13 protein-coding genes and 1 pseudogene are annotated in these 22,786 nt (G+C 71.9%); 4 read left to right on the forward strand and 10 right to left on the reverse strand.

Going from position 1 to position 22,786, the window contains the following annotated elements; translation table 11 throughout:
* Positions 1–64: 64 nt before the first annotated feature.
* The 4 genes from ACZ5DS_RS32220 to ACZ5DS_RS32235 form a co-directional block, all read right to left on the reverse strand.
* Positions 65–6,952 carry an SDR family NAD(P)-dependent oxidoreductase gene (locus ACZ5DS_RS32220; RefSeq protein WP_468245541.1) on the reverse strand — a complete coding sequence of 2,296 codons (6,888 nt, stop codon included), beginning with the start codon at positions 6,950–6,952 and terminating at the stop codon, positions 65–67.
* A gap of 94 nt (positions 6,953–7,046) precedes the next feature.
* Positions 7,047–7,904 carry an alpha/beta fold hydrolase gene (locus ACZ5DS_RS32225; protein ID WP_468245544.1) on the reverse strand — a complete coding sequence of 286 codons (858 nt, stop codon included), beginning with the start codon at positions 7,902–7,904 and terminating at the stop codon, positions 7,047–7,049.
* Complete coding sequence (locus ACZ5DS_RS32230) at positions 7,888–8,154, reverse strand: acyl carrier protein (RefSeq protein ID WP_468245546.1); 267 nt, start codon at positions 8,152–8,154, stop codon at positions 7,888–7,890. The genes ACZ5DS_RS32225 and ACZ5DS_RS32230 overlap by 17 nt, the downstream gene beginning before the upstream one ends.
* Positions 8,155–8,618: 464 nt before the next feature.
* A complete protein-coding gene (locus ACZ5DS_RS32235; RefSeq protein ID WP_468245548.1) occupies positions 8,619–9,548 on the reverse strand; it encodes an AraC family transcriptional regulator in 930 nt (309 codons plus the stop codon).
* A gap of 136 nt (positions 9,549–9,684) precedes the next feature.
* On the opposite strand from ACZ5DS_RS32235, the gene ACZ5DS_RS32240 reads away from it, so the two are divergent.
* The 3 genes from ACZ5DS_RS32240 to ACZ5DS_RS32250 all read left to right on the forward strand — a co-directional run bounded on the left by ACZ5DS_RS32240 (position 9,685) and on the right by ACZ5DS_RS32250 (position 14,874).
* Entirely contained in the window at positions 9,685–10,476 is a 792-nt protein-coding gene (locus ACZ5DS_RS32240; protein WP_468245551.1) for an IclR family transcriptional regulator, read from the forward strand.
* A gap of 247 nt (positions 10,477–10,723) precedes the next feature.
* Positions 10,724–11,887, forward strand: a complete 1,164-nt coding sequence (locus ACZ5DS_RS32245) for an exonuclease SbcCD subunit D (RefSeq protein ID WP_468245553.1) — start codon at positions 10,724–10,726, stop codon at positions 11,885–11,887.
* Positions 11,884–14,874 carry an AAA family ATPase gene (locus ACZ5DS_RS32250; RefSeq protein ID WP_468245556.1) on the forward strand — a complete coding sequence of 997 codons (2,991 nt, stop codon included), beginning with the start codon at positions 11,884–11,886 and terminating at the stop codon, positions 14,872–14,874. The genes ACZ5DS_RS32245 and ACZ5DS_RS32250 overlap by 4 nt, the downstream gene beginning before the upstream one ends.
* 1,029 nt (positions 14,875–15,903) lie before the next feature.
* Here the strand turns inward: ACZ5DS_RS32250 and ACZ5DS_RS32255 are convergent.
* From ACZ5DS_RS32255 to ACZ5DS_RS32280, 6 genes are all read right to left on the reverse strand, one after another.
* Positions 15,904–16,374: a hypothetical protein gene (locus ACZ5DS_RS32255; RefSeq protein WP_468245558.1), complete on the reverse strand. Its 471-nt coding sequence runs from the start codon at positions 16,372–16,374 to the stop codon at positions 15,904–15,906.
* A complete protein-coding gene (locus tag ACZ5DS_RS32260) occupies positions 16,371–20,660 on the reverse strand; it encodes a DUF6531 domain-containing protein (protein ID WP_468245561.1) in 4,290 nt (1,429 codons plus the stop codon). The genes ACZ5DS_RS32255 and ACZ5DS_RS32260 overlap by 4 nt, the downstream gene beginning before the upstream one ends.
* The gene (locus tag ACZ5DS_RS32265) at positions 20,650–21,015 is read right to left on the reverse strand and encodes a hypothetical protein (RefSeq protein WP_468245563.1); all 366 of its coding nucleotides are present in this window, start codon (positions 21,013–21,015) and stop codon (positions 20,650–20,652) included. Before ACZ5DS_RS32265 ends, ACZ5DS_RS32260 begins: the two co-directional genes overlap by 11 nt.
* Positions 21,016–21,205: 190 nt before the next feature.
* Positions 21,206–22,078: an MBL fold metallo-hydrolase gene (locus tag ACZ5DS_RS32270; protein WP_468245848.1), complete on the reverse strand. Its 873-nt coding sequence runs from the start codon at positions 22,076–22,078 to the stop codon at positions 21,206–21,208.
* Positions 22,057–22,206 carry a hypothetical protein gene (locus ACZ5DS_RS32275; RefSeq protein WP_468245856.1) on the reverse strand — a complete coding sequence of 50 codons (150 nt, stop codon included), beginning with the start codon at positions 22,204–22,206 and terminating at the stop codon, positions 22,057–22,059. Before ACZ5DS_RS32275 ends, ACZ5DS_RS32270 begins: the two co-directional genes overlap by 22 nt.
* Positions 22,207–22,248: 42 nt before the next feature.
* On the reverse strand, positions 22,249–22,419 hold the full coding sequence (locus ACZ5DS_RS32280; RefSeq protein ID WP_468245565.1) for a hypothetical protein: 171 nt from the start codon (positions 22,417–22,419) through the stop codon (positions 22,249–22,251).
* A gap of 164 nt (positions 22,420–22,583) precedes the next feature.
* Here ACZ5DS_RS32280 and ACZ5DS_RS32285 point away from each other — a divergent pair.
* Positions 22,584–22,784: pseudogene (locus tag ACZ5DS_RS32285) on the forward strand (SbcC/MukB-like Walker B domain-containing protein); the annotation flags it as partial.
* Positions 22,785–22,786 lie beyond the last annotated feature (2 nt).

A 22,786-nucleotide genomic window follows, 5' to 3' on the forward strand; every position in this document is an offset into this window, starting at 1 on the left:
AGGTGCCGGTCCCGGCGGGCGGTGGGAAGGCACGCCCGCCGGGACCGGCGGTTCGTAAGTCGGCTCAGCGGCCCGCGAACTTGGCGGCCAGCTGCGGGGTGGACACGAGGGAGACGCCGGTGAACCGGGACAGCACCCGTCCGTCCGGGGCGCACGCCGTCACCGTGAGGCTCGCGGTCGTGCCGTTCGCCGACACCGGCTCCACCACCACGACGAACGGTCCGCCGTCCGGCAGCGCCTCGTACAGCTCCACCCGGCCCACGGACATCGGCAGGCTCGCCGTGTCGCGGAAGCGGCGCATCCACACCAGCGCGGCCTGCAGCAGCAGGTCGGCGGTGCCGGGCGCGTACCGGCCGCTCCCGAACGCGCCCCCGGCGGACCGGTGTTCGGGCAGAGCGCACTCGATCACCAGCCGTGCCTCGCCGGACTCCAGCACCCGGCGCAGGCCGCGCAGGGACGGACCGTGGAACAGGGTGCCGTCGGCGTAGCAGACCTGGGCGTCGCTGCCGCCGCCCAGGGCGGGCAGGCCGGCCACCTGCTCCGGTCCTCCGGCGGAGGCGCGGAGCATGACACGGGCCGCGTAGTGCGGGCGTACGGCCCCCTCGCCCGCGACCGACCGGATCGCGACGTCCGCCTCGGCACCGTCGGGCGTCGGGTCGACGGAGAGCTGGAAGCGGCTGCCGTCGAGGCCGCCGTCGAAGACCACGCCCTTGTGGACGACGAAGTCCCGGATCTCCGCGACCGCGGCGCCGGTCAGCCGCTCGACGGCGCCCGCGGCCCAGCCGAGGGCCGCGGCGGCGGGCAGCACCGGCGCGTCACCGATCACGTGGTCGGCGACCAGCGGCTCGCCGGCCAGGCCGGACAGGTCCCGCTCCAGGACGACCGGGGCCGTGGGCGCGGTGTGCTCCGGCACCGACAGGGGAGTGGTCGGGCCGAGGACCGTGATCACGTCACCGGACCGCTCGGGCGCGAACTGCTCGGCGAACAGCCGGGTTCCGGTCTCCTCCGGGATGAGGGTGATGCCGCGCTCCTCGAACACTGCCTTGATCTGCGGCGACACCATTCCGCTGTCCCATGCGCCCCAGTTCAGCGCCGTGACATGAGCCTCGGGGTGGCTCCGCTTGAACCCGGCGGCCCAGGCGTTCAGCACCTCGTTGGCCATCGCGTAGTCGGACTGCCCGCGGTTGCCGAAGAACCCGGCGACCGAGGAGAACAGCACCACATGCCGCAGCCGCTCGTCCGGTACCGCTGCCACGACCGAGCGCAGGCCACCGAGCTTGACGGAGAAGACCCGCTCGATCTCCGCCGCCTTCTTCGCGCTGATCAGCTGGTCCGCGAGGACCCCGGCACCGTGCACCACACCCGTGATCCGCTCCCGGTACGGCGCCAGGGCGGCGGCGGTCGCGGCGGCGTCGGTGATGTCCACGGGCAGGTACTCGACCTCGCTGCCCGCCGCGCGGATCCCGGCGAGGGTGGCACGGACCTCGCGCTCGCCGATCACCGACCGGTAGAGCTGCTCGACCCGCTTCGGGGTCGGCTTCTCCCCCGTGCCCCGCAGGTGCTCCACGGCCGCCGCCTTCAGCGCGGCCGCGTCGGTCAGCCCGCGGGCCCACTCGGGCTCCTCGCCGAGCGCGGTACGGCCGAGCAGCAGCAGGCCGGGGCGGTACGCAGCGGCCAGTTCGGTGGCGCACCGGGCGGTGATGCCGCGCCCGCCGCCGGTGACGACGAGCAGATCGCCGGAGCCGAGCTCGGCGCCGGACGTGGCGGGCGCGGCCGGCTCCTCGCCGAGCGTCAGACCGACGCGGCGCGTGCCCTCACGGCCCACCTGCACGGGGCCGGCTGCGGCGTCGTACACCTCCTCCAGCACCAGGCCCGCGGCCTCGGCCGTGCCCAGGGCCGGGCTCAGGTCCACCGCGCGGCAGAAGAGCCCCGGCGCCTCCACCGCGAGGGTCTTGACCAGTCCGCCGATGCCGCCGGCGGGCGTCGCGTCCTCGGCGACACCGGTGTGACCGAAGGAGCCGTCGAGCCGGGTGACGGTGACGAACGCGGCCCGGTGACCAGCCTGGGTGGCGGCGGTCAGCGGGGCCATCGTGTGCTTGGCGACGAGCAGCGTGTGCGCGAGCCTGCGCACACCCTCCGCCCAGGGCAGGTCGTCGGCGGCGGCGAAGACGAGCACGAGATGCAGCGGGCCGGCGGCCGACTCCTCGACGCGGGCGGCCAGTTCGGTGGCACCCCAGCCGGTCAGGGCGGTGTCCTCCGCCCCCGTGACGCGCTGCGGCACACCGGGCAGCCGCAGCACGCGCACCCGCCGGCCGGCCTCTCCGAGCCGGGCCGCCGTGGCCGCGGCGATCTCGCTGCCGTCGTCGACGAGGAGCACGGCACCGTCCTGCGGGTACGCCCCGACCAACTGGTCCGGAGCGGGCAGCTCCACCAGCGCGGCCTGCCCGCGGCCGAGGGCACCGGGTGCGGGGGCGTCGGTCTCGCCCTTCGGCTCGTGCCGAAGCTGCGGCTCGGGCTCCGGGCTGCCGGACAGGCCGGTGACGAAGTCCACGATGTCGCTGAGCGTGCGGAGTTCGGCGAGTTGTTCGGGGCCGACGGGGGTGGGGCTGGGGAAGCGTTCCTGGAGGACGCCCATGATTTCGACGCGCTTGATGGAGTCGATGCCGAGGTCGGCCTCGACGTCCATGCCGAGGTCGAGCATGTCGGCCGGGTAGCCGGTCTTCTGCGAGACGACGTCGAGGAGCGCGGCGCGCACGTCGTCCGTGGAGGCACCGGAGGCCGCAGGCCCAGAGGGTGAAGTGGCCGCCGAAGCCGGGGCGTTCAGCTCGAAGACGAAGCCGACGATCTCGTTCAGGGTACGGAGTTCGGCGAGCTGCTCGGGGCCGACGGGGGCGGGGCTGGGGAAGCGCTCTTGGAGGACGCCCATGATTTCGACGCGTTTGATGGAGTCGATGCCCAGGTCCGCCTCGACATCCATGTCCAGGTCCAGCGTCTCCGCCGGGTAGCCCGTCTTCTCCGAAACGACACCGAGGAGCGCGGCGGCGATGTCCGCGGTGCTGACGACCACCCTGGGGGCCGTGGCGGTCACGGTGGCCGCGGCCTGGGGCCTGTCGCCGAGCACCCCGCCGAGGCTCAGGACGAAGTCCACGATCTCGCTGAGCGTGCGGAGTTCGGCGAGCTGCTCGGGGCCGACGGGGGCGGGGCTGGGGAAGCGCTCTTGGAGGAGGCCCATGATTTCGACGCGCTTGATGGAGTCGATGCCCAAGTCCGCCTCCACGTCCATGTCGAGGTCGAGCATGTCGGCCGGGTAGCCGGTCTTCTGCGAGACGACGTCCAGGAGTGCGGCACGTACGTCGTCCGCCGAGGTGCCGGAGGCCGCGGGGTCAGTGGCGGGAAGGGCTGAGGGGGCAGGAGCAGCCGCGGGTTCAGCGGCGGGAAGGGCTACGGGGGCAGGAGCCGCCGGGGCTTCCAGGGCAGCGGGCGCCGGAGTGGCCGGAGCTTCGGGCAGCGCTGTCACGGGCGCTGCGGGCGCAGGCGCCACGACCGCGGGGGTCTCGGTGGCCGGGGCTGCCGCGGGGACGGCGGGGGCGGCGGCGCCGTACTCCAGGGCCGCCAGGTCCCGCAGGATCTCGTTGGCCCGCAGATGCGTGCGTCCGATCGCGAGCCCGTGCTCCTTGACGGAGGCGACCCCCGGGAGCACCGCGTCCACGCGGCCCTGCTCGTCGGCCCGCTCCAGCAGCCCCATCAGGCGCTGGGCGCTGGACAGTTGACCGGTGAGGTAGTCGTCGTGCAGGGCCAGGTGGTCGGCGAGCAGCCCGGCGAGCCGGTCGTCGGGCGCGGTGGCCGCGCGTTCCTCTGCCATGAACTCGTTCTCCAGGACGTCCGGTGGGGCGGGCTGCGCCAGGGGCGCGGCCTGCGGGGCGGGGGCCGGTTCGACCGGCGTGACCGGCTGCGAGACCGGCATGACCTGCTGGGCGACCGGTGTGACCTGCTGGGCGACCGGTGTGACCTGCTGGGCGACCGGCTGCGGTGCAGGGGCCGTAGCAGCGGCAGGGGCGGCCGGGGCAGCCGCCGGGGCGGTGACGGCCGCCGGAGCCGGCACCGCCGGCAACGAGACCCGATAGCCGCTCTCCAGCGCCTCCCGGTAAGCCGCCCGCCGGGCCTCGGGCACGTGGTTGATGCCGTTGAGCGGCACCGTCATGCCCTTGACCGGCTCCTCGGCGGGAGGCTCGGCCACATACCGGTCCGCCACCGCCAACGGCAGGCCCAGGACAGCCAGTTGGGCCACGGCCCGCTTCAGGGTCAGCTCGGCGTCGCCCTTGTCGCCCGGGTCGAGCTGCACCGCGAAGTGCTCGCGCTCGCCGAGGATGCGGCGGACCAGCTGCGTCAGCACGCCCTTGGGGCCGAACTCGACGAACGTGCGGAAGCCGGCCGCGTACATCTCCTCGATCCGGTCGGCGAACTCGACCGGCTTGATCAGCTGTTCGACCAGGGTGCGCCGGTTGGCGTCGAGGTCCGGGCCGTAGGAGGCGCCCGGCGAGTTGGCGAACACCGGGCGGCGCGGCTCGCCCACCTCGGCGTCGGCCACCCGCCGCCCGAACGCGTCCACGGCGTGGGCGACGAAGGGCGTGTGGAAGGCCGCGGACACCGGCAGCCTGAGCGCCCGGATCCCGGCCGCGCCGGCCGCCTCCACCAGGCGCTCCACGGCCTCGGTGGCGCCGCCCACCACGATCTGGTCGGGGGCGTTGCGGTTGCAGACGGTCAGCTCCGCGTGGGCGGCGAGCAGCTCGCGCACCTGCTCCTCGGAGGCGCTGACGGCGGCCATGGCGCCGGCGTCGAAGTCCGGATCGGCGGGCGGTGCCATCGCCGCGCCCCGGGCCCGGGCCAGGGCGAAGTACGTGTCGTCGTCGAGGGCACCGGCGGCCCACAGCGCCGCCAGCTCGCCGAAGCTGTGGCCCAGGAGCCCGTCCGCGTCGAAGCCCAGCTCCGTCAGGTAACGGAAGTGACCGGCCGCCAGTGCGCCGATGGCGGGCTGGGCGTACTCGGTGCGGCGCAGGGCCGTCTCCTGGGCCGTGCGGGTCGACTCGTCGAAGGCGGGCGGCGGGAAGGCGACCCGGGACAGCGGGAGTTCGTGCCCGGCGAAGGCCGCGTTCGCCCGGTCGAAGGCCGCCCGCAGCGGAGGCAGCGCGAGCACCGCCGTGCGGCCGGGCTCGACGTACTGGCTGCCCTGCCCGGCGAAGAGCGCGGCCACCTTGCCGAGCGGGGCGGCGGACCGGCGGAAGTGGATGCCCTTGGGGTGCGACCAGGCCTCGGCGTCCGGCTTGGCGCGCAGCTCGGCGGCGGCCAGGGCGCGCAGTTCCGCGAGCTCGGCGTCGCTGCCGGCGATCAGGGCGAGCCGGGGATGATCCGCCGGAGCGGGTTCGGTGCGGGGCTCCCCGCTCTCCCCGACCGCGCGGACCAGGCCCTCAATGTCAGGGGCATGCCACATGAAGATCCGGTGCACGGGGAACATCACCCGCAGGTCGGACCCGTCGCCGAACTCCTCCATCACCACGTGGAAGTTGGTGCCGCCGAAGCCGAACGACGACACGCCCGCCCGCCGCTGCGGCCGGGCCGGGTCGAGGATCCACGGACGGGTGCGGGTGCCGACGTAGAACGGGCTCTCGGCCCAGTCGAGCGCCGGGTTGGGCCGGTCCACGTTGATGGTGGGCGGTAGCAGCTTGTGGTGCAGCGCCAGCGCCAGCTTGATCATCCCGGCCGCGCCCGCCGCCGCCTTGGTGTGGCCGATCTGCGACTTCACGCTGCCGACCGCGGCGTACTGCTGTTCCTTCGTGAACTCCGAGACCACGGCCGACAGCGCGGACAGCTCGGTCGCCTCGCCGACCGCCGTGCCCGTGCCGTGCGCCTCGAACAGCTCGACGGAGGCAGGGGAGCAGTCCGCGTCCTCATAGGCCCGGCGCAGGGCGGTCATCTGCCCCTCCTTGCGCGGGGCGTAGATGGACTTGAAGCGGCCGTCGCTGGAGGAGCCGATGCCGCGGAGTACGGCGTAGATGCGGTTGCCGTCCCGCTCGGCGTCGGCGAGCCGGCGCAGCGCCAGCATGCCGATGCCCTCGCCGATGAGCGTGCCGTCGGCGTCCGCGTCGAACGGGCGGATGCGGCCCTGCTTGGAGAACGCGGGCGTCTTGCTGAAGCACAGGTACATGAAGATGGTGTTCTCGGCGTCGCAGCCGCCCACCAGCATCGTGTCCGAACGCCGTTCCAGCAGATCGCTGACCGCCGCCTTGACCGCGCCGAGCGAGCTGGCGCACGCCGCGTCGATCGTCATGTTGGTGCCGCCGAGGTCCAGGCGGTTGGCGATACGGCCTGCGACGACGTTGCCGAGCATGCCGGGGAAGGAGTTCTCCTCCCAGGGCGCGAAGGCCAGCTTGAACTTCTCCGCGATCTCCTCCGCGTCCCGCTCGGTCAGCCCGCAGGAGCGGACGACCTCCTTCAGGACCGGCGTCTGGAGCCGGGCGGTCAGCGGCTGGGTGAGCTGGTTGGCGCCGGTCACGCCCAGCACCACACCGGTGCGCGAGGCGTCGTACCAGTCCTGGTCGGCGCCCGCGTCCTTGAGCAGATCACGGGCCACGACGAGGCTCAGCAGCTGCAGCACGTCGGTGACTTCGAGGGTGTTGGGCGGCAGCCCGAACTCCAGCGGATTGAACGGCACGATGGGGACGAAGCCGCCGCGCCTGGCGTACGTCTTGTCGGGAGCGGCGGGATCGGGGTCGTAGTGCTCCGACACGTCCCAGTGGGTCGCGGGCACGTCCTCGATGCAGTCGGCCGCGGAGACGACGTTGGCCCAGAACGCGCGCAGATCACGCGACTTGGGATACAGGGCGGACAGGCCGACGATCGCGATCGGATCCCGGGCGAGCCGGCGATCGAGGTCGGCAGGGTGCGAAGCGTTCACGGCGAGGCTCTCTTGGTCGGAACGGCGGGGCATGGCAAGGCGCCCCGGGGCGGTTCGGGACCTGCGGGTGACGCGGAAGAGGAGCGAGGCGGGTTCAGGCTGCGTGCAGCAGCGGGGCGATCACACCGAGGGAGTCGGGACGGCTGAGCATCGTGTAGTGGTCGCCCGGACAGCGGTGCCGGGTCAGACCGTGCGGGGCGAGCGGGGTCCAGCCGAGTGTGGGGTCGTCCGGGACGAGGCTGCGCTCGGCCTGCACCAGCACCAGCGGCAGCGGCGCGGGACCGGGCCGGTAGGGGGCCGTCAGCCGGTTGTTGCGCAACAGCCCGTCCACATAGGTGTCGTAGAGCTTGCGCAGGCCCGGCAGCGGGGTGTCCGGGAGCAGGGCCCCGGCGGCGACGGCCGCGTCGAGCACGACGGGCAGCCCGTCGTCCGCCCCGCGTCCGGCGAGCGCCTCGGGGGCGAGGTCGATCGGCCGGCCCCGCTTGGCCCCCAGGTACATGGTGAACCAGCCGAGGAGCAGACCGGGTTCGAGCGCCTCGTCGGGCTGCTTGTACTCCTCGGTGGGCGCGATGCTGTCGAGGAGCACCAGACGCTCGGGGCGCCGCTCGGCCGGCATCGCCCGGGCCATGGCCAGGGCGAGTACACCGCCGAAGGACCAGCCGGCGAGCGTGTACGGCCCCCGGACCGGGTCCATCGCGGCGAGCAGCCGGCCTGCCAGGGCCTCCACCGTCGTGTCGGCCCGGCCGCCGTTGAGCGCCGCGTCCGCGTACTCGCCGAGCGCGCCCAGGTCCAGTACGGTCAGCCCGTCGCCCTCCGGCAGCGCGTCGGCCAGGCCCCGGTGGACCTGGGCCGCGAGCGCGCCGGGATGGACGACGAACACGGTGCGGCCGCCGGCCGTGGCCGCTCTGAACCCCAATGCCGTCGGCGGCCGTTGGTCACGCGGCGGTCGCACGCCGGTCGCTCTCCTCGGCCAGGAAGGACGCCAGGTCCTTGATGGTCGGGTGGTACCAGAGCGTGGTCGTGCTCAGCTCGAAGCCGAGCCAGTTCTCCAGCTCGCCGGCGAGGATGAGCGCCTCGGTCGAGTCGAGGTCCAGCTCGTCGAAGTACACCTCGCGGGAGACGTCGCCCGGCGCCACGCCGAGGCGGTGGGCGATCTTCTCGATCAGCCAGTTCTCGGCCTCGGAAGCGGTCACTACGGCCATGGTGGGTCGTCCTTCCTCAGGCGCGGCTCCGGGATGTCCGAAGACGCGTGCGGTCGATGGGCGGGCACCGGCCCGTCGTGCTCGGGCGTACGGGCGCACCGAGGCAGCCCGTGGACGGTGCGGTGCGCACGCCCCCTCGGCCGGCCGGGTTTCCGCCCGGTCGGCGGGGCTCAATCCCTGCGCGCCGGCCAGAAGTCGGAGGCCGGCCGGGGAATCGGGGAGATATGAGCGGTGTTCTGCTTCGGGGATTCACTGCCGGGGAGGGCAGACAACAACTCGTCAGTAATCTGGCGGGTGGTCAGTTCGGTCTTTCTGGTACGGACTTGCAGGTCCGCGGTGTCTTCGAGTGGCCGCCCGAAGCACGCGGGTCACAGTCTTGCCAGCTCCGGGAATCCTGAACAACCGCTCTTCCAGAGAGTGGAAAGAAATCCTGGTGACGTACGCCGCACCGACCGTCGAATATGTTACCGGGAGGTGAAGTGTCCCCCGGAATCCCGGGATTCGGACTGAGTGCGCGTCCGGGCGTCCCGCCGGAATGCCCCGGGAGCCATATTCACGCGCCGCACGAAGAACTTGCCGAAGTTGGTCACCTCGGAGAAGCCGAGCCGGCGCGCGATGGCGGCGATGGGCAGGTCCGTGTGGACGAGCAGCCGGCGCGCCTCGAGCGCGACCCGGGCGTCGATCACGTCCTTCGCGGACGTACCGGCGACGGCGCGGCAGGCCCGGGACAGGGCGCGCGTACTGCAGCTGAGCCTGGCCGCGTAGTCCTCCACCAGCCGGGTCACGCGGTACGCGCCCTCCAGTTCCCGGCGGAAGCGGATGAACAGCTCGCCCGCCTCACCGCTCGGGGCACCGGCCCGGTTGTCCTCGTGACGCAGCCGGCACACCTCGTCGACGCGGAGGAGCACCACGGCCAGCAGATGTTTGAGCACCTCCTCGCCCAACCCCCGGTCGGCCCGTCCGAACTCTTCCTGAAGAAGAGTCAGGGGCTGCTGGAAGAGGGGGAGTTCGGTGTCGGAGAGCAGCCAGTGGGAGGGGCGCAGCACATCGTCGAGCATTCCCAGGGCGGCCGGCATCGGTAACGGGAACGCCTCGGTGAACATGAGGAGTGGGCCGTCCATGTCCCCCGGGAACGACTGGATCACCTGGTTCGGCCGGGTCCACAGCAAGGTGCCGGGCGGGCACGGTATGCAGGCGGAGTCGACCGAATAGCTCCCTCGGCCTTCGGTGACCAGCATGATCTGGTGGAAGTCGAGCCGATGCGGAGCGGTGAGTAAGCCCAGGGGTGCCCGTTCGCGCAGGCCACCCACGGTCGATAACGCGATACCGACGCCGGGTCGGCAGATCGGGGTGTACGGGACGACAGGGATCGGTAACGAAGCGAAATCGACCATGAACGTTCCGGGATCGACCTTCCTTGGGCTGCTTGAAGACTTGATGATAGCCGTGGCCGCCCGTCACCAGTTCACGCCTGGTGCCAGCACGAACAAGCAAGCACCCCTGACGTGCAGGTGAAGGGAACTGAACGGGATGACCACGCCTCACTCCGGCGCCCCGGAGCGCTCCGTCGTCGACCGGACGCTCAGCATTCTCGGCGCGTTCGACCGGGACAACCGCACCCTGACGCTGTCGGACATCAGCCGGCGGTCGGGGTTGCCGGTCGCCACCGTTCATCGCATCGTCAACAAGCTCACCGGATGGGGAGCCCTGGAGCGGGACTCCGACGGCGCCTACAGCATCGGCCTGCGGCTGTGGGAGACGGCCGTGCTGGCCCCGCGCGGCTCCGCCCTGGCCGAAGCCGCTCAGCCGCATCTGGTCGAACTGAACAGACAGACCTCGGTCGGGGCGACGCTCGCCATCCGCGACGGCGCCGAGAGCGTCTGCCTGTCCGTCGTGACCAACCAGGCCGACCTCGCGCAGCTGTACGCCGACCCGGGCGGCAGGCTGCCGCTGCACGCCTCCTCGGTGGGGCTGGTGCTGCTCGCGCACGCGGGCGAGTCCGTGCGCAGCGCGATCTGCGCCGGTCCGCTGCACGCGTACACACCCGCCACGATCACGGACGGCACCGCACTGGGCCGCTGCCTCGTCCGGGTCAGACGCGAGGGCCATGCGGTGACCCACGGCACGCTCACGGAAGGGTGGGGCGGTCTCGCCGTTCCGCTGCGCGACGCCCGCGGTGCCGTCATCGCCGCCGTGGGGGCGGTGGGGCGCGTCGACCTCATCCAGCCGGTCCGGCTGCTGCCCCAGGTCCGGGCCGCGGCCGAGGCCGTCGCCCGCAGCGTCCGCACGGGCGGATGGCGGGACGTGGAGGTCGGCACGTGACCGACGCGACGGCTCAGCGGACCGTGCCGCAGTTGCGCAGGGTGGTGTTCCGCACAGTGGACGACATTTAGGCTCCTTAGGGATATTTCCGGTCACTCCGGGCGCACATGCGGGGCCGGGCATCGAGGTCCGTGGTGGATCAGGGGTGCGCAGGCACTAGCGTGGTGGGTGCTGTGTGCGAGCCTGCCCAGGTTCGTGCTGGTCCTCGAGGTGTGGATGGGGTAGACGTGCTGGCCGGAGCGGTTTCTTGAGAGTGCTGCACACGTCCGACTGGCATCTCGGCCGGGCCTTCCACCGGGTGAACATGCTCCCGGCCCAGACCGGGTTCATCGGCCACCTCGTCGCCACCGTGCGCGAGCACGCCGTGGACGCGGTGGTCGTGTCCGGGGACGTGTACGACCGCGCGGTGCCCCCGCTCGCCGCGGTCGAGCTGTTCGACGACGCCCTGCACCGCCTCGCGGACCTCGGCGTGCCCACCGTGATGATCTCCGGCAACCACGACTCGGCCCGGCGCCTCGGCGTCGGTGCCGGACTCATCGACCGCGCCGGCATCCACCTGCGCACCGAACCGTCCGCCGCCGGCACCCCGGTCGTGCTGGCCGACGCCCACGGCGACGTGGCCTTCTACGGGCTGCCGTACCTCGAACCGGCCCTGGTGAAGGACGAGTTCGCGGTGGAGAAGGCGGGCCACGAGGCCGTGCTCGCGGCCGCCATGGACCGCGTCCGCGCCGACCTCGCCACGCGCGCGCCGGGCACCCGTTCCGTCGTCCTCGCCCACGCCTTCGTCACCGGCGGCCAGGCCAGCGACAGCGAGCGGGACATCACCGTCGGCGGGGTGGCCGCGGTACCGGCCGGGGTCTTCGACGGCGTCGACTACGTCGCGCTCGGGCATCTGCACGGCTGCCAGACGATCACCGAGCGCGTGCGCTACTCCGGCTGCCCGCTCGCGTACTCCTTCTCCGAGGCCGACCACCGCAAGAGCATGTGGCTGATCGACCTGGGCGCCGACGGCTCGGTCACCGCCGAGCGCCTCGACTGCCCGGTGCCGCGCCCGCTGGCCCGCATCCGGGGCACCCTGCACGAGCTGCTCGCCGACCCCGGGCTCGCCCGCCACGAGGACGCCTGGGTCGAGGCCACCCTCACCGACCCGGTCCGCCCGGACGACCCCATGGCCCGGCTCGCCGAGCGCTTCCCGCACACCCTCAGCCTGGTCTTCGACCCGGAACGCGCCCCGGACGACCCCGAGGTGTCCTACGCCCGGCGCCTGGCCGGCCGCAGCGACCAGCAGATCGCCGAGGACTTCGTGGCCCATGTGCGCGGCGCCGGCCCCGACGAGCAGGAGACCGCCGTGCTCCGCGACGCCTTCGACGCGGTACGGGCCGACGACGCGGTGCGGGAGGTGGCCCGGTGAGGCTGCACCGGCTCGACATCACGGCCTTCGGTCCCTTCGGCGGCTCCCAGACCGTCGACTTCGACACCCTGTCCGCCGCCGGACTCTTCCTGCTGCACGGCCCCACCGGCGCGGGCAAGACCTCCGTCCTCGACGCCGTCTGCTACGCGCTCTACGGCTCCGTGCCCGGCGCCCGGCACAGCGGCCAGGGCATGCACCTGCGCAGCGACCACGCCGAGCCGGGCACCCGCACCGAGGTCCGCCTCGAACTCACCGTCGCCGGGCGCCGGTTGGAGATCACCCGGCAGCCGCCGTGGGAACGGCCCAAGCTGCGCGGCACGGGCATGACCGTCGACAAGGCACAGACCTGGCTGCGCGAGTACGACACCACGGCCCGCGCCTGGAAGGACCTCAGCCGCTCCCACCAGGAGATCGGCGAGGAGATCACCCAGCTGCTGGGCATGAGCCGCGAACAGTTCTGCCAGGTCGTCCTGCTGCCCCAGGGCGACTTCGCCCGCTTCCTGCGCGCCGACGCCGAGGCCCGCGGCAAGCTGCTCGGCCGTCTCTTCGACACCCAGCGCTTCGCCGACGTCGAGAAGCGGCTCGCGGAGCGCCGGCGCACCACGGAGGCCCGGGTGCGGGAGGGTGACGCCGCGCTGCTCGCCGACGCGCACCGCATGCAGCAGGCGGCTGGCGACGCATGGGAGCTGCCGGAGCTGAGCCCCGGCGACCCGGGCCTGGCCGAGACCGTCCTCGGTGCCGCCGCCGAGGCCCGCAGCACCGCGCGCGAGCGCCTCACCATCGCCCACTGCCGCCTCACCGCCGCCGAGTCCGGCCACACCGCGGCGCAGCGCGCCCTGGACGACGTACGCGAACTCGCCCGGCTCCAGGCCCGGTTCGCCGAGGCGCGGCAGCGGGCCGAACGCCTCGAGGAGCGGGCCGGCGCCCACCATGAGGCGCAGGAGCGCATGGCGCGCGCCCGCAAGGCGGAGACGGTGGCGCCCGCGCTGGAGCTGCGGGAGGCCGCCGAGACCGAGCACCGCAGGGCCGCCGAGGCCGAGGATCGCGCTCGCGGAACACTCCCCGACTCCTCTGCCGACGCCGGCCCCGCGGGCCTCGCGGCCGCCGCTCGCCGCGCCGCCGAGGAACTGGGCGGTCTCGAGTCGGCCCGGCGTGCCGAACGGCGGCTCGCCGAACTGGTCGCGGAACGGGCCGGGTTGGACCGGCAGGAGCGTGCCGACGAGGACGTCCTGCGCGAGGCCGACGGCTGGCTCACCGAGTGGGACGCCACCCGCGCGGCCCTCCAGTCTCGTATCGACTCCGCCCAGGAGGCGGCCACCCGCGCCGAACAGCTCGCCGTCCAGCGCGAACCCGCACGACGGCGCCTGGCCGCGGCCCGCACCCGGGACGAGCTGGCCGCGGACCTGGAGGAGGCGCAGCGCCGGGCCCTCGCCTCCGGGCAGCGCGCCCTGGACACCCGCACCCACTGGCTGGACCTCAAGGAACAGCGCCTGAACGGCATCGCCGCAGAGCTGGCCGCGCACCTCACCGACGGCGCGCCCTGCGCCGTCTGCGGAGCCACCGAACACCCCGCCCCGGCCCGCAAGGTGGCCGGACACGTCGACCGCGAGGCCGAGGAGCACGCCCTCGCCGCCCACCAGCGGGCCGAGGAACAGCACGCCGAGGACGAACGGCGCCTCGGCGTCGTACGCGAGGCCCTCGCCGCCGCCACCGCCGAGGCCGGCGACACCCCCACCGCCCAACTCGCGGCCGAGGCCGACGAACTGGAACAGGAGTACACGCGGGCACGCCGCGACGCCTCCGCCCTGCACGCCGCCCAGGAGGAGCTGCGCCAGGCCGAGCACGAACGCGAGCGGCGCCAGGCCGACCGCCAGCAGGCCGCCGTACGAGCCGCTTCCCGGCTCACCCGCCGCGAGACCCTGGAGCGCGAACAGGCCACCCTGGAAGGCGAGTTGACCCAGGCGCGCGGCACCGCCGCCAGTGTGGCCGCCCGCGCCGCACAGCTGGAGCGGCGGGTGGCGCTGCTCACCGACGCCGCCGACACCGCGCGCGCCGCGGAGGACGCCGCCCAGCGGCTCAAGGAGGCCGACGCCCGGCTCGCCGACGCCGCCTACCGCGCCGGGTTCGACACCCCGCAGGCCGCGGCCGCCGCCCTCCTGGACGACGCGGCCCACCGCGACCTCCAACACCGCCTGGACGCCTGGCAGTCGGAGGAGGCCGCGGTCCGCGCCGTGCTCGCCGAGACCGACACCGCGGCCGCCGCCCAGCAGCCGTCCGCCGACCTCGCCGCGGCGGAGCAGGCAGCGGCCGAGGCGGAGCGGCGGCTGCGCGCCGCCGCCTCCGCACGTGACGCGGCCGCCCGCTGCTGCACCGAGCTGGACGGTCTCTCCGCGCGCGCCGCGGAGGGCGTACGCCGGCTCGCCCCGCTGCGCGCGGAGTACGACCGGGTGGCCCGCCTGGCCGCCCTCACGGCGGGCACCGCCGCCGACAACGAACGCAGGATGCGCCTGGAGTCGTACGTCCTGGCCGCACGCCTGGAGCAGGTCGCGGCCGCCGCGACCGTCCGCCTGCAGCGCATGTCGTCGGGCCGCTACACCCTGGTCCACTCCGACGACCGCACCGGACGCGGCCGCAGCGGGCTCGGGCTGCACGTCGTGGACGCGTGGACCGGCCGCGAGCGGGACACCGCCACCCTGTCCGGCGGCGAGACCTTCTTCGCCTCCCTCGCCCTCGCCCTGGGCCTCGCCGACGTCGTCACCGACGAGGCCGGAGGCGTCCGGCTGGACACCCTGTTCATCGACGAGGGCTTCGGCAGCCTCGACGACCAGACCCTGGACGAGGTCCTCGACGTCCTCGACTCCCTGCGCGAACGCGACCGCAGCGTCGGCATCGTCAGCCATGTCGCCGACCTGCGGCGGCGCATCCACGCCCAGCTGGAGGTCGTCAAGGGGCGGTCGGGGTCGGCGCTGCGGCAGCGGGGTCTGTGACGGCTCGTGAACCGGCACCTGGGGCCGGCACATTGCCGCCAGTCTGGAGGGCTTTGTTACCCGTCTTTCCGTCTCCTTCCTTGATCGTCCTCGGCCTTCTGTCCCCCGCCTGTCCTCCGGACATCCCCGGCACTAGCCGTCACGCGAGCCGGGCCTGATGGCGTGTCCGCAGCCGCAGGTAGCGAATGATGGAGGGTTCGATTGACTACCGCTTCGAGTTCGCGAGGTCTGGGGGATCGCTTGCATCGAGCTCAGTGTCGGCCGCCGAATTCTGGGCGGATGGTCCTAGGGGTGTGAGCAGGACGCCGTGGCCGTGCTGGACGAACGGAGCAGCGCATGTACGTCGGGAACGGACTCATCGATGCAGTTGAAGCCGCGCGTTCCTACCGATGGGACCACGGGGAGAGCGCGCGCAGGAGATTGCCCCCAACCTCAGCAGGCGAGTGACCTGTCCCGGCCCGCACCAGCAAACTCCGCGCTCTACCGCGCGTCCGTCGCTCTCAATCAGCTGGTCACAGGGGGACGAACTCGTGGCGCACGAGGTGGTCGAGTGTCCCACCGAAGCAGGCTTGGGCATGGGCCAGCGCACGCTCCAGGCCTTGGTCGTGCTCACCGCGCAATCCGGCAAGACCCGATTCGACTTGGCTGATGCGCTGATCGACGCACGCTGGTCCGCCCGGTACACGTCCTGGGTGACCACTTGGTCGAGGCGCGCGGCGAGTTGGGCGAGGTCGCCAGGCAGATCCTCACGCAATTGCGACACCGCGCGGTGCAGTTCCCCCAAAGCGGGCTCGGCGCGCGGCGGCACGGACACCGCAATCACTCCCGGCAGCCCCGCACCACAATCGATCTTACGCCGTTCAGGAGCGCATCCACCTTTGCGGCAAGCTGACTAGGAGCTGGCCCGTGATGACGGCGCAGGCGGGTCGCCTCTGTGCGCCATCCGGTCCGGTTCACCCAGGCTGGCGACGTTGACCCGCCCCCTGGCGGTGCCAACACGACGGGGTCGGAAATCCGCTCAAGGGACGGTCACTCCTCAGCTCGCGTCTCCCAGACGGCTTGCAGGTCCTCACAGCGGACGGTGATCGACGCGTCGGTGAGCGCGATCTCGTGGACGCAACCGCCGTTCTCGTCCGGGAGGATCTCGTCGAGGAGCACGGTGTCGACCAGCATCCAGTCGATGGAATGTTCATAGTCGATCGAGAAGTGCGTCACGCCTGAATAGCTGATGCGCAGGCCGGAGTCGTGTTTCCACTTGTTGGGCGCGAACTCCAGGACCAGTCCTCCGCTCTTGTCGGTGGCGAGGCGGACCCCGGCCAGCTCCAGGTCCTTCACACAGCGGGTGGCGCCCCCGATGTCGTAGTGCCCGGGGTCGGAGGCGAAGGACCAGGCACCCGGGGGCAGGCCGGCGCGCAGGCGCGGCAGCTCGGCCAGGTAGGCGCCCGCATCCAGACGGAACCCGTGCAGCTCGGAATCCCAGTCCGCCTTGATGAATTTCATGGACAACCTTCCTGTGACAGGGGAGGGCGACGCCATTTGTCGCCGGAGATGTCTTCGGTTCCCTTGGGGCCGATACGCCCGAGCCTGCGCATCGTGTCGATGGCCCGGCCCTTGATGGCATTCTCCACGGCCGGCGGAACGTCGACCTCCTCGGCCTTGAGGCTGTGTTTGTTGAACCAGCCGTCGCTGCGGAACGTCCCGACCTCACGGTTGGCTTTGTCGTAGACGTGGATCTCGAAGTCTGAGCCCTTCGAGCCCTCTCCCCAGATGTCCACCCGCCCGGTGTACCCCTGACCGAACTCGAGGGGGTTCCCCCTCGGCCCCTTCGGGCCCTTCCCGGCGAGGCCGAGGTGGTCGCTCCAGCTCAGCGGGTTTGGCACATAGGCGTGGTGATCGGGTGCTGGGAGCAGCCCCAGCGGGTCTGCGCTGATGTACCGCGCCGTCTCCGGGTCGTAGTACCGGTGGAGGTTGTAGTGCAGGCCCGTCTCGGGATCGGCGTACTGGCCCGGGAAACGCAGCGGGCAGTCGATCGGCGGTGTGTCCTCCTCCGGGTCTGGGAAACGGGTGCCCCACAGGCTGGTACGGCGCTGCCAGACCAGGTCTCCGGTTGCGGAGACCAGTTCCATGGGGGTGCCGACGGAGTCGGTGACGACGGCGTGGAACCGAGCGCCGTGCTCGGGATCCGATTCCTCAACCAGCTGCGCCAGGGACGACGCGTTGGCGGCTGTCGCGGTCGGCTTGTGGCTCGTCTGGGCGACCGGGCGGGGGCTGTTCGGCGCGTGGTCCCAGGTGGTGGCCCAGCCGTCCGGCGCGGTTTGCTCGGCCAGACAGAGGTCGTCCCAGACGAAGTCCGTACGGTCGGCCATGGAGCCGTCCTCGGCCACGCGGTGCTTGGAGACGCGTCGGCCGAGCGGGTCGTACGCGTACCGCCATCGGCTGCTGTCCGGGACGGTCACCTCCGTGAGACGGTCCTCGGCGTTCCATGTGTAGGTCCAGGTATGGGTCTGGCCGTTCAGCAGCTTGCGGGTCCTGCGGACGAGGCGGCCTTCGGCGTCGTACTCAAAGGAGGTGCGCCCGGCCGAGCGCACGAGCGTGCCGTCGAACCGGCGCTCACCGGTTGCCTCTTGGGCGGGTGTCGTGGCGTGTACCAGGTTGCCCGCCGGGTCGTACGCATAGGTCTCGCTCCAGCCGTGGGCACGCATCCGGGTGACGCGTCCCATGCCGTCCAGGTCGAAGCGACGGGTGCCTGAAGTCAGCTCCCGGATCTCGGTGAGGTAGCCGTCCGCCCGGTGGGCGTACGCCCGGTGCTGGAGGAGGCGATCCGGGGCGGCGGCGGACAGGGTTTGCGCGGTCAGCAGCCCCGTCGCGTTCCACGTCTGGGTCAGGGTGGTCACGGTACCGACGGTGCGCTGTGTCTCACGGCCCGCGGCGTCATGGGCGAAGTCCAGCGAGCCCACGGACGACCGCAGGGTAAGTGGCTGTCCCGCAGGGTCGTACGTCCACTCCGAGACCAGACCGGAAGGTGTCGTCCTTCGGACACGGTGCCCGACGGCGTCGTGGACATGGGTGGTCGTCCGGCCGTTCACGGTCTCCGAAAGCACCCGGCCGAGCAGGTCACGCTCCAGCACGACCTCGGCGTCCGCGTTGGCCGCACGGCACAGCCCGCCGTCGGGGCCGTAGGCGAATGTCGTGACATCACCGGCGTCCGAGTGCTGCTCCACGACCCGTCCGAGCGGGTCCCTCGCGAAGCGCAGAGTCTCCCCGGCGCCGTTGGTACGGGCAGACAGCCGCCCATCGGCGCGGTGCCTGTACGTGAGGTTACGGCCGTTGAAGTCCGTCTCCGCGGTCAGCCGGCCCGCTTCGTCGTAGATATACGACCAGGTCAGGCCCTGCGGGTTGGTGACGGCCGTCAGACGCAGCTCGGTGTCGTAGACGAACTCGTACCGCGCTCCGTCCGGGTCCGTGCGGGTCGTCGGCACACCGAATTGGCCCACCGTGTGGTGGGTGGTGTTCCCGGCGGGGTCCGTGTGGGTGAGCAGGTTGCCCTGGGCGTCCCAGGACCACGACTCGCGCGTGCCGTCGGGCTGCTCGCGCCAGGAGGGCTTGCCCTCCGTCGTCCAGCCCAGGCGGGTGGTGTGGCCCAGCGGATCGGTCACCTCGACCACCCGGCCGAAGGCGTCGCGGCGGACCGTCGTCGTGTGGCCGAGTTCGTCCGTCAGGGCTGTGGGCAGGCCCGCCGGGTCGTGCGCCACCGCGCGGGTGTGGCCGAGCCCGTTCGTGATGGCTGTCGGACGGCCGGCCTCGTCGTACGCGTACTGTGTCTCGGCGCCGATCGGGTCGACGGTCGTCAGCAGGTTGCCCCGCTCGTCGTACGTGTGCCGCCAGACCGCGCCGCCCGGCTCGACCACTTCCGTCGGCAGGCCGTGCTCGTTGTAGGCGGCCCGGGCCATCGAGCCGTCGGGCAGGGTGAGCTCGGTGACGTTGCCCGCGTTGTCATAGGTGTACCGGGTCGTGTGACCCAGGGCGTCGGTGACCGTCAGTGGCTTGTCGCCGTACTCGTCCCACTCCGTACGGGTGATATGTCCCAGCGGATCCGTCTCCTCCACCACCAAGCCCTCGGCGTTGTACCGGTGGGCCGAGACATGGCCCCGCGAGTCGGTGTACGTCGTCGTGCGGGCCGTGTCGTCGTACGTCAGCGTGCCCGAGAGGATGCCGTCAACACCCTCCGTGCGGACCACCCGGCCGCGGTCGTCGTAGACGTAACCGAACCAGGTGCCGTTACGGTCGGTCCAGCGGGTGACGCGGCCCTCGGCGTCGTACGTGAAGCGCAGGGGCTCGCCGCTGGAGTTGATGACCCCTGTCAGGTTGCCAGACGAGTCGTAGCTGTAGCGCATGACGACCGTGCCCTCGTCGGGCGCGGTGCCCGGACGGTAGCGGGAGGGTGGCTCGTCCAGCAGGCGCAGGGCCGTGATGCGCGGGCCCTCGGTGTCGACGGCGACGTAGTAGCCGCCCGAGTGGCGGATGCCGAACGGGATGCCCTCGGCGTCGCGTTCGACGTCGATACGGTTGCCGTTGCGGTCGCTCCAGGAGTCGAGGGCCAGGTGGAATACACCGAAGGAGGGCGAGGGAACGGGGGCGCCGAACATGCGGACGACGCCCGTGGCCGGGTCCGTGACCGTCATCGCGCCATCCGGCTTGCCGTCCCACTCCAGCGGCCACCGAGCGCCCTTCACTGGCATCGCGGGCACGCCCGGTTCCGGCACCGGATACACCAGGCGCATGCCGTCCGCCGCTGCGAAGACGACGCCCTCGCCGTCGATCTGAAGGCATTCGTCGAGGGTGGAGATCCAGGTTGGGCCGAAGCAGACGCCACCCCGGTACGAGGAGAGGTGGGTGCGCGTGAATTCCAGCGGCAGACTTCCCGGCAGCGTCAGATCCGTCTGCGTCATCAGCATCGCGCCGGTCGCCACGTCGATCGGCTCGCCCACGCAGGGGGTGCGTTCGGTGTTGCGGGCCGCCGGGCCCAGCTCGACCAGGTCGGGGCGGAGTGACGGCGGGCGCAGCAGCAGCGGGGTGGTGTCGGCGAGGCCGCCTTCCATGCTCGCCTTCAGCAGACCGCCGCCTGCCCCCAGCGCGCCGCCGAAGATCATGCCGTCCTTGGCGGCCTGGTTGACCTCGTCGAGACTGAAGCCGTGCTGCAGACCGGTCGCCATCTTCAGCGGCTGGGCCACGGCGAGGTCGACGGCGACTGACTCGACGCCGCCGAAGGCGGCGGCGACGAGGGTGCCGGCGGCGATCTCGGCCACCGTCGTGGTGACCGCGACGCCCATCGTGGCGCCGAACTCGATGACCGCTTCCGCCGCCGCGACGGCGGCCCCGGAGGCGAGGCCCGCGGTGAAGAAGGCGAGCGTCACGCCGCCCGCGATCACGGCGGCGTCGATGCCGATCTGCGTCCAGAGCTTGTTGATCGCGTCGTCGATGGCGTCGGCGAACTTGTCGAGCGCCTTGGCCATCTCCCGCGAGGACTCCGCGAGGTCGCTCAGCCAGCCGCTGTTCTGGTCCTTGGCATAGCGGCCCCAGAACTTGTCGAACGCCTCGATCGACTCACCGGTGTTGTGGTAGATGATCGAGGACGCGCTGCGGTGCACGGGGGAGCGGACGTCGTCCACGGCCCCCGCGAAGGTGCGCCAGGCCTTCGCCGCGTCTCGCAGCTTGCCGGAGTCGGCCTCGGGCCACCACATGCCCAGCTTGAGCAGGATGTGCCGGGCTTTGTCCTCAATGCTCACCGGAACCGTCGCTCTGCTTGTCGGTCTTCAGTTCGGTGAACATGCCGGCGATGAGCTGGTCGTTGTCCACGGTTCCGTCCGCCATGTCGACCATGGCCTCGTGAATGCTCGTCAGGCCGAGCACCAGGATGCCCGCCGCGCTCTCGATCTTCTTCTGCTGCGGCTTGTAGGCGCTGCCGAACTTGTCGCCCTGCTCGTCATGGCCCCAGGGCTCACCCAAGCCGTCCAGGGTCTGGATGAGAGTGGTCAGGGCCTTGCTCAGATCGATGGCCCCCTGGTGGAAGGCCGGTGCCGCCGCCTTGATGTCCGCGGTCTTGATGTCCAGCACCTTGCCGGGGACCTTGCCGTCGCCCATCGCTGTCGTCTCCCCCGTTCGCAGCTGCGGCTTCTGACCCTAGGAGCGGCAGGTCAAGGAAAGGTCATGTTGAACACATGCTCAGGTAATGTCTGGTAATGGGAATGCCCATCCATGAGGTCGGCTTTGCCGCCTTATGCCACCTGGGCAACAGCAACCCTCTCATGGTCGTCATGCCCGGCGACATCGCTCAGCAGGCCAGCGACGCCATGCCCTCCACCATCGCCAGCGTGCTCACCGGCACCCCCGGCACCCCGGCCTCCGCATAGGCGGCCGCAATCTGGGTGAACAGCCGCTCCGGATGGGCCCAGGTACCGGCGTGGCTCGCCTTGATCAGGCGGGCCGCGTCGGCCAACGGCACCCCACTTCGCACGCATGCGGCCGCCGCGTTACGCACGCTGCACGGGTGGTCGCGGATCGCTGTGACGCCGGCGCGGCTCAGTAGTGGCCCATGGCCCGGCACGAGCACGTCGGCGCCGGTGGCCAACAGAGCCTGGCACGCCGTGATGCAGCCGCTGAGCGATCCCGACCACACCACCATGTGCGCATCGGAGAACAGTGCGTCGCCGGCGAACACCACGCGCTCATCCGGAACATGCACGGCAACGTCCCCTGCGCTGTGACCGGCCTCCAGGCCGATCAGCTCCACTACGGTGCTGCCGACTTTGATCTCCTCCTGCCCCCGGAAGGTGCGCGTGGGCGGCTTCACCGAGATGCCGGAGAAGTCGAAGTGCCCGAAGTGCTCGACCACATACGCCGTGGCCCCTGCGGGTGACTGTGAAGAGGCAAGCAGGGCGAGCTCCTCGGGCCCGATCTCGTGACACCTGTTGTCCGCGCTCGTCTTGGACGTGACGATCTCGGCCTGCGGCAGAAGCTGATGCCCCCACGTGTGATCGCCGTTCTGGTGCGTGGACACCACGATGCCCACCTCATGAAGGGGGCAGACCTCTTCAACGGCAGCCAGGAGTTTCCGTGTGGCATCCCATGTGAATTGGGTGTCCACCTGGAGAGCCTCCCCCTGAGAGGCGACGAGGCCATTGTTCAGGCAGCAGGCTGCCGCCAGCCGAGCCGCCCCCGCTTCTCCGGGGCCTGGCTGCCCTCCGCACGCCCCACCCGCACGTGCTCGATCTCCAGCAGCACCAAGCCACGCTTCGAGGCGCGGCGCTGTGTGCCACCAGGCGATGAGGTCATGCACGTCACCGATGGGCAGATCGGTCATCTGCTCCAGGTACTTCAACCGGGCCTTGGAGGCACGCAGGTCTTCCTGGCCTTCTGCGCAGCAATGAACGCGGCCTTCACCATCAGGCCCCGCCCGTACAGTTCACCGATGCTCGCGAAGCGTTCGTCGGCGCCCCCAATGTGCTTCTTCAGGAGGGCGATCTCCGCCTCGATGTCCCGCTCCAACGTTGGCAGCCGCTCCCGTGCCTCCGGCTTGAGCAGCTCGGCCAGAACGTGCTCGGCAAGAAAGTCTTCGAGCTTCTCGGAGTTGATCCGAGTCCTGCCGCAGCCGTCGCACTTGTAGGACGGAGGGGCTTCGGCATGTGCGCGGCTGTATTCGATCTTGCAGCACCCTCTTCATCGACGAGGGCTTCGGCAGCCTCGACGACCAGACCCTGGACGAGGTCCTCGACGTCCTCGACTCACTCCGGGAGCGGGACCGCAGCGTCGGCATCGTCAGCCATGTCGCCGACCTGCGGCGGCGGATCCACGCCCAGCTGGAGGTCGTCAAGGGGCGGTCGGGGTCGGCGCTGCGGCAGCGGGACGTGTGACG

The sequence above is a fragment of the Streptomyces sp. NPDC031100 genome (assembly GCF_055570785.1).

What these genes read in the sequence shown, in the direction of transcription:
- ACZ5DS_RS32230 (WP_468245546.1), bottom strand. Translation starts at nt 8,154, where the DNA reads ATGGCCGTAGTGACCGCTTCCGAGGCCGAGAACTGGCTGATCGAGAAG.
- ACZ5DS_RS32235 (WP_468245548.1), bottom strand. Translation starts at nt 9,548, where the DNA reads ATGGTCGATTTCGCTTCGTTACCGATCCCTGTCGTCCCGTACACCCCG.
- ACZ5DS_RS32240 (WP_468245551.1), top strand. Translation starts at nt 9,685, where the DNA reads ATGACCACGCCTCACTCCGGCGCCCCGGAGCGCTCCGTCGTCGACCGG.
- ACZ5DS_RS32255 (WP_468245558.1), bottom strand. Translation starts at nt 16,374, where the DNA reads ATGAAATTCATCAAGGCGGACTGGGATTCCGAGCTGCACGGGTTCCGT.
- ACZ5DS_RS32265 (WP_468245563.1), bottom strand. Translation starts at nt 21,015, where the DNA reads ATGGGCGACGGCAAGGTCCCCGGCAAGGTGCTGGACATCAAGACCGCG.
- ACZ5DS_RS32275 (WP_468245856.1), bottom strand. Translation starts at nt 22,206, where the DNA reads ATGACCTCATCGCCTGGTGGCACACAGCGCCGCGCCTCGAAGCGTGGC.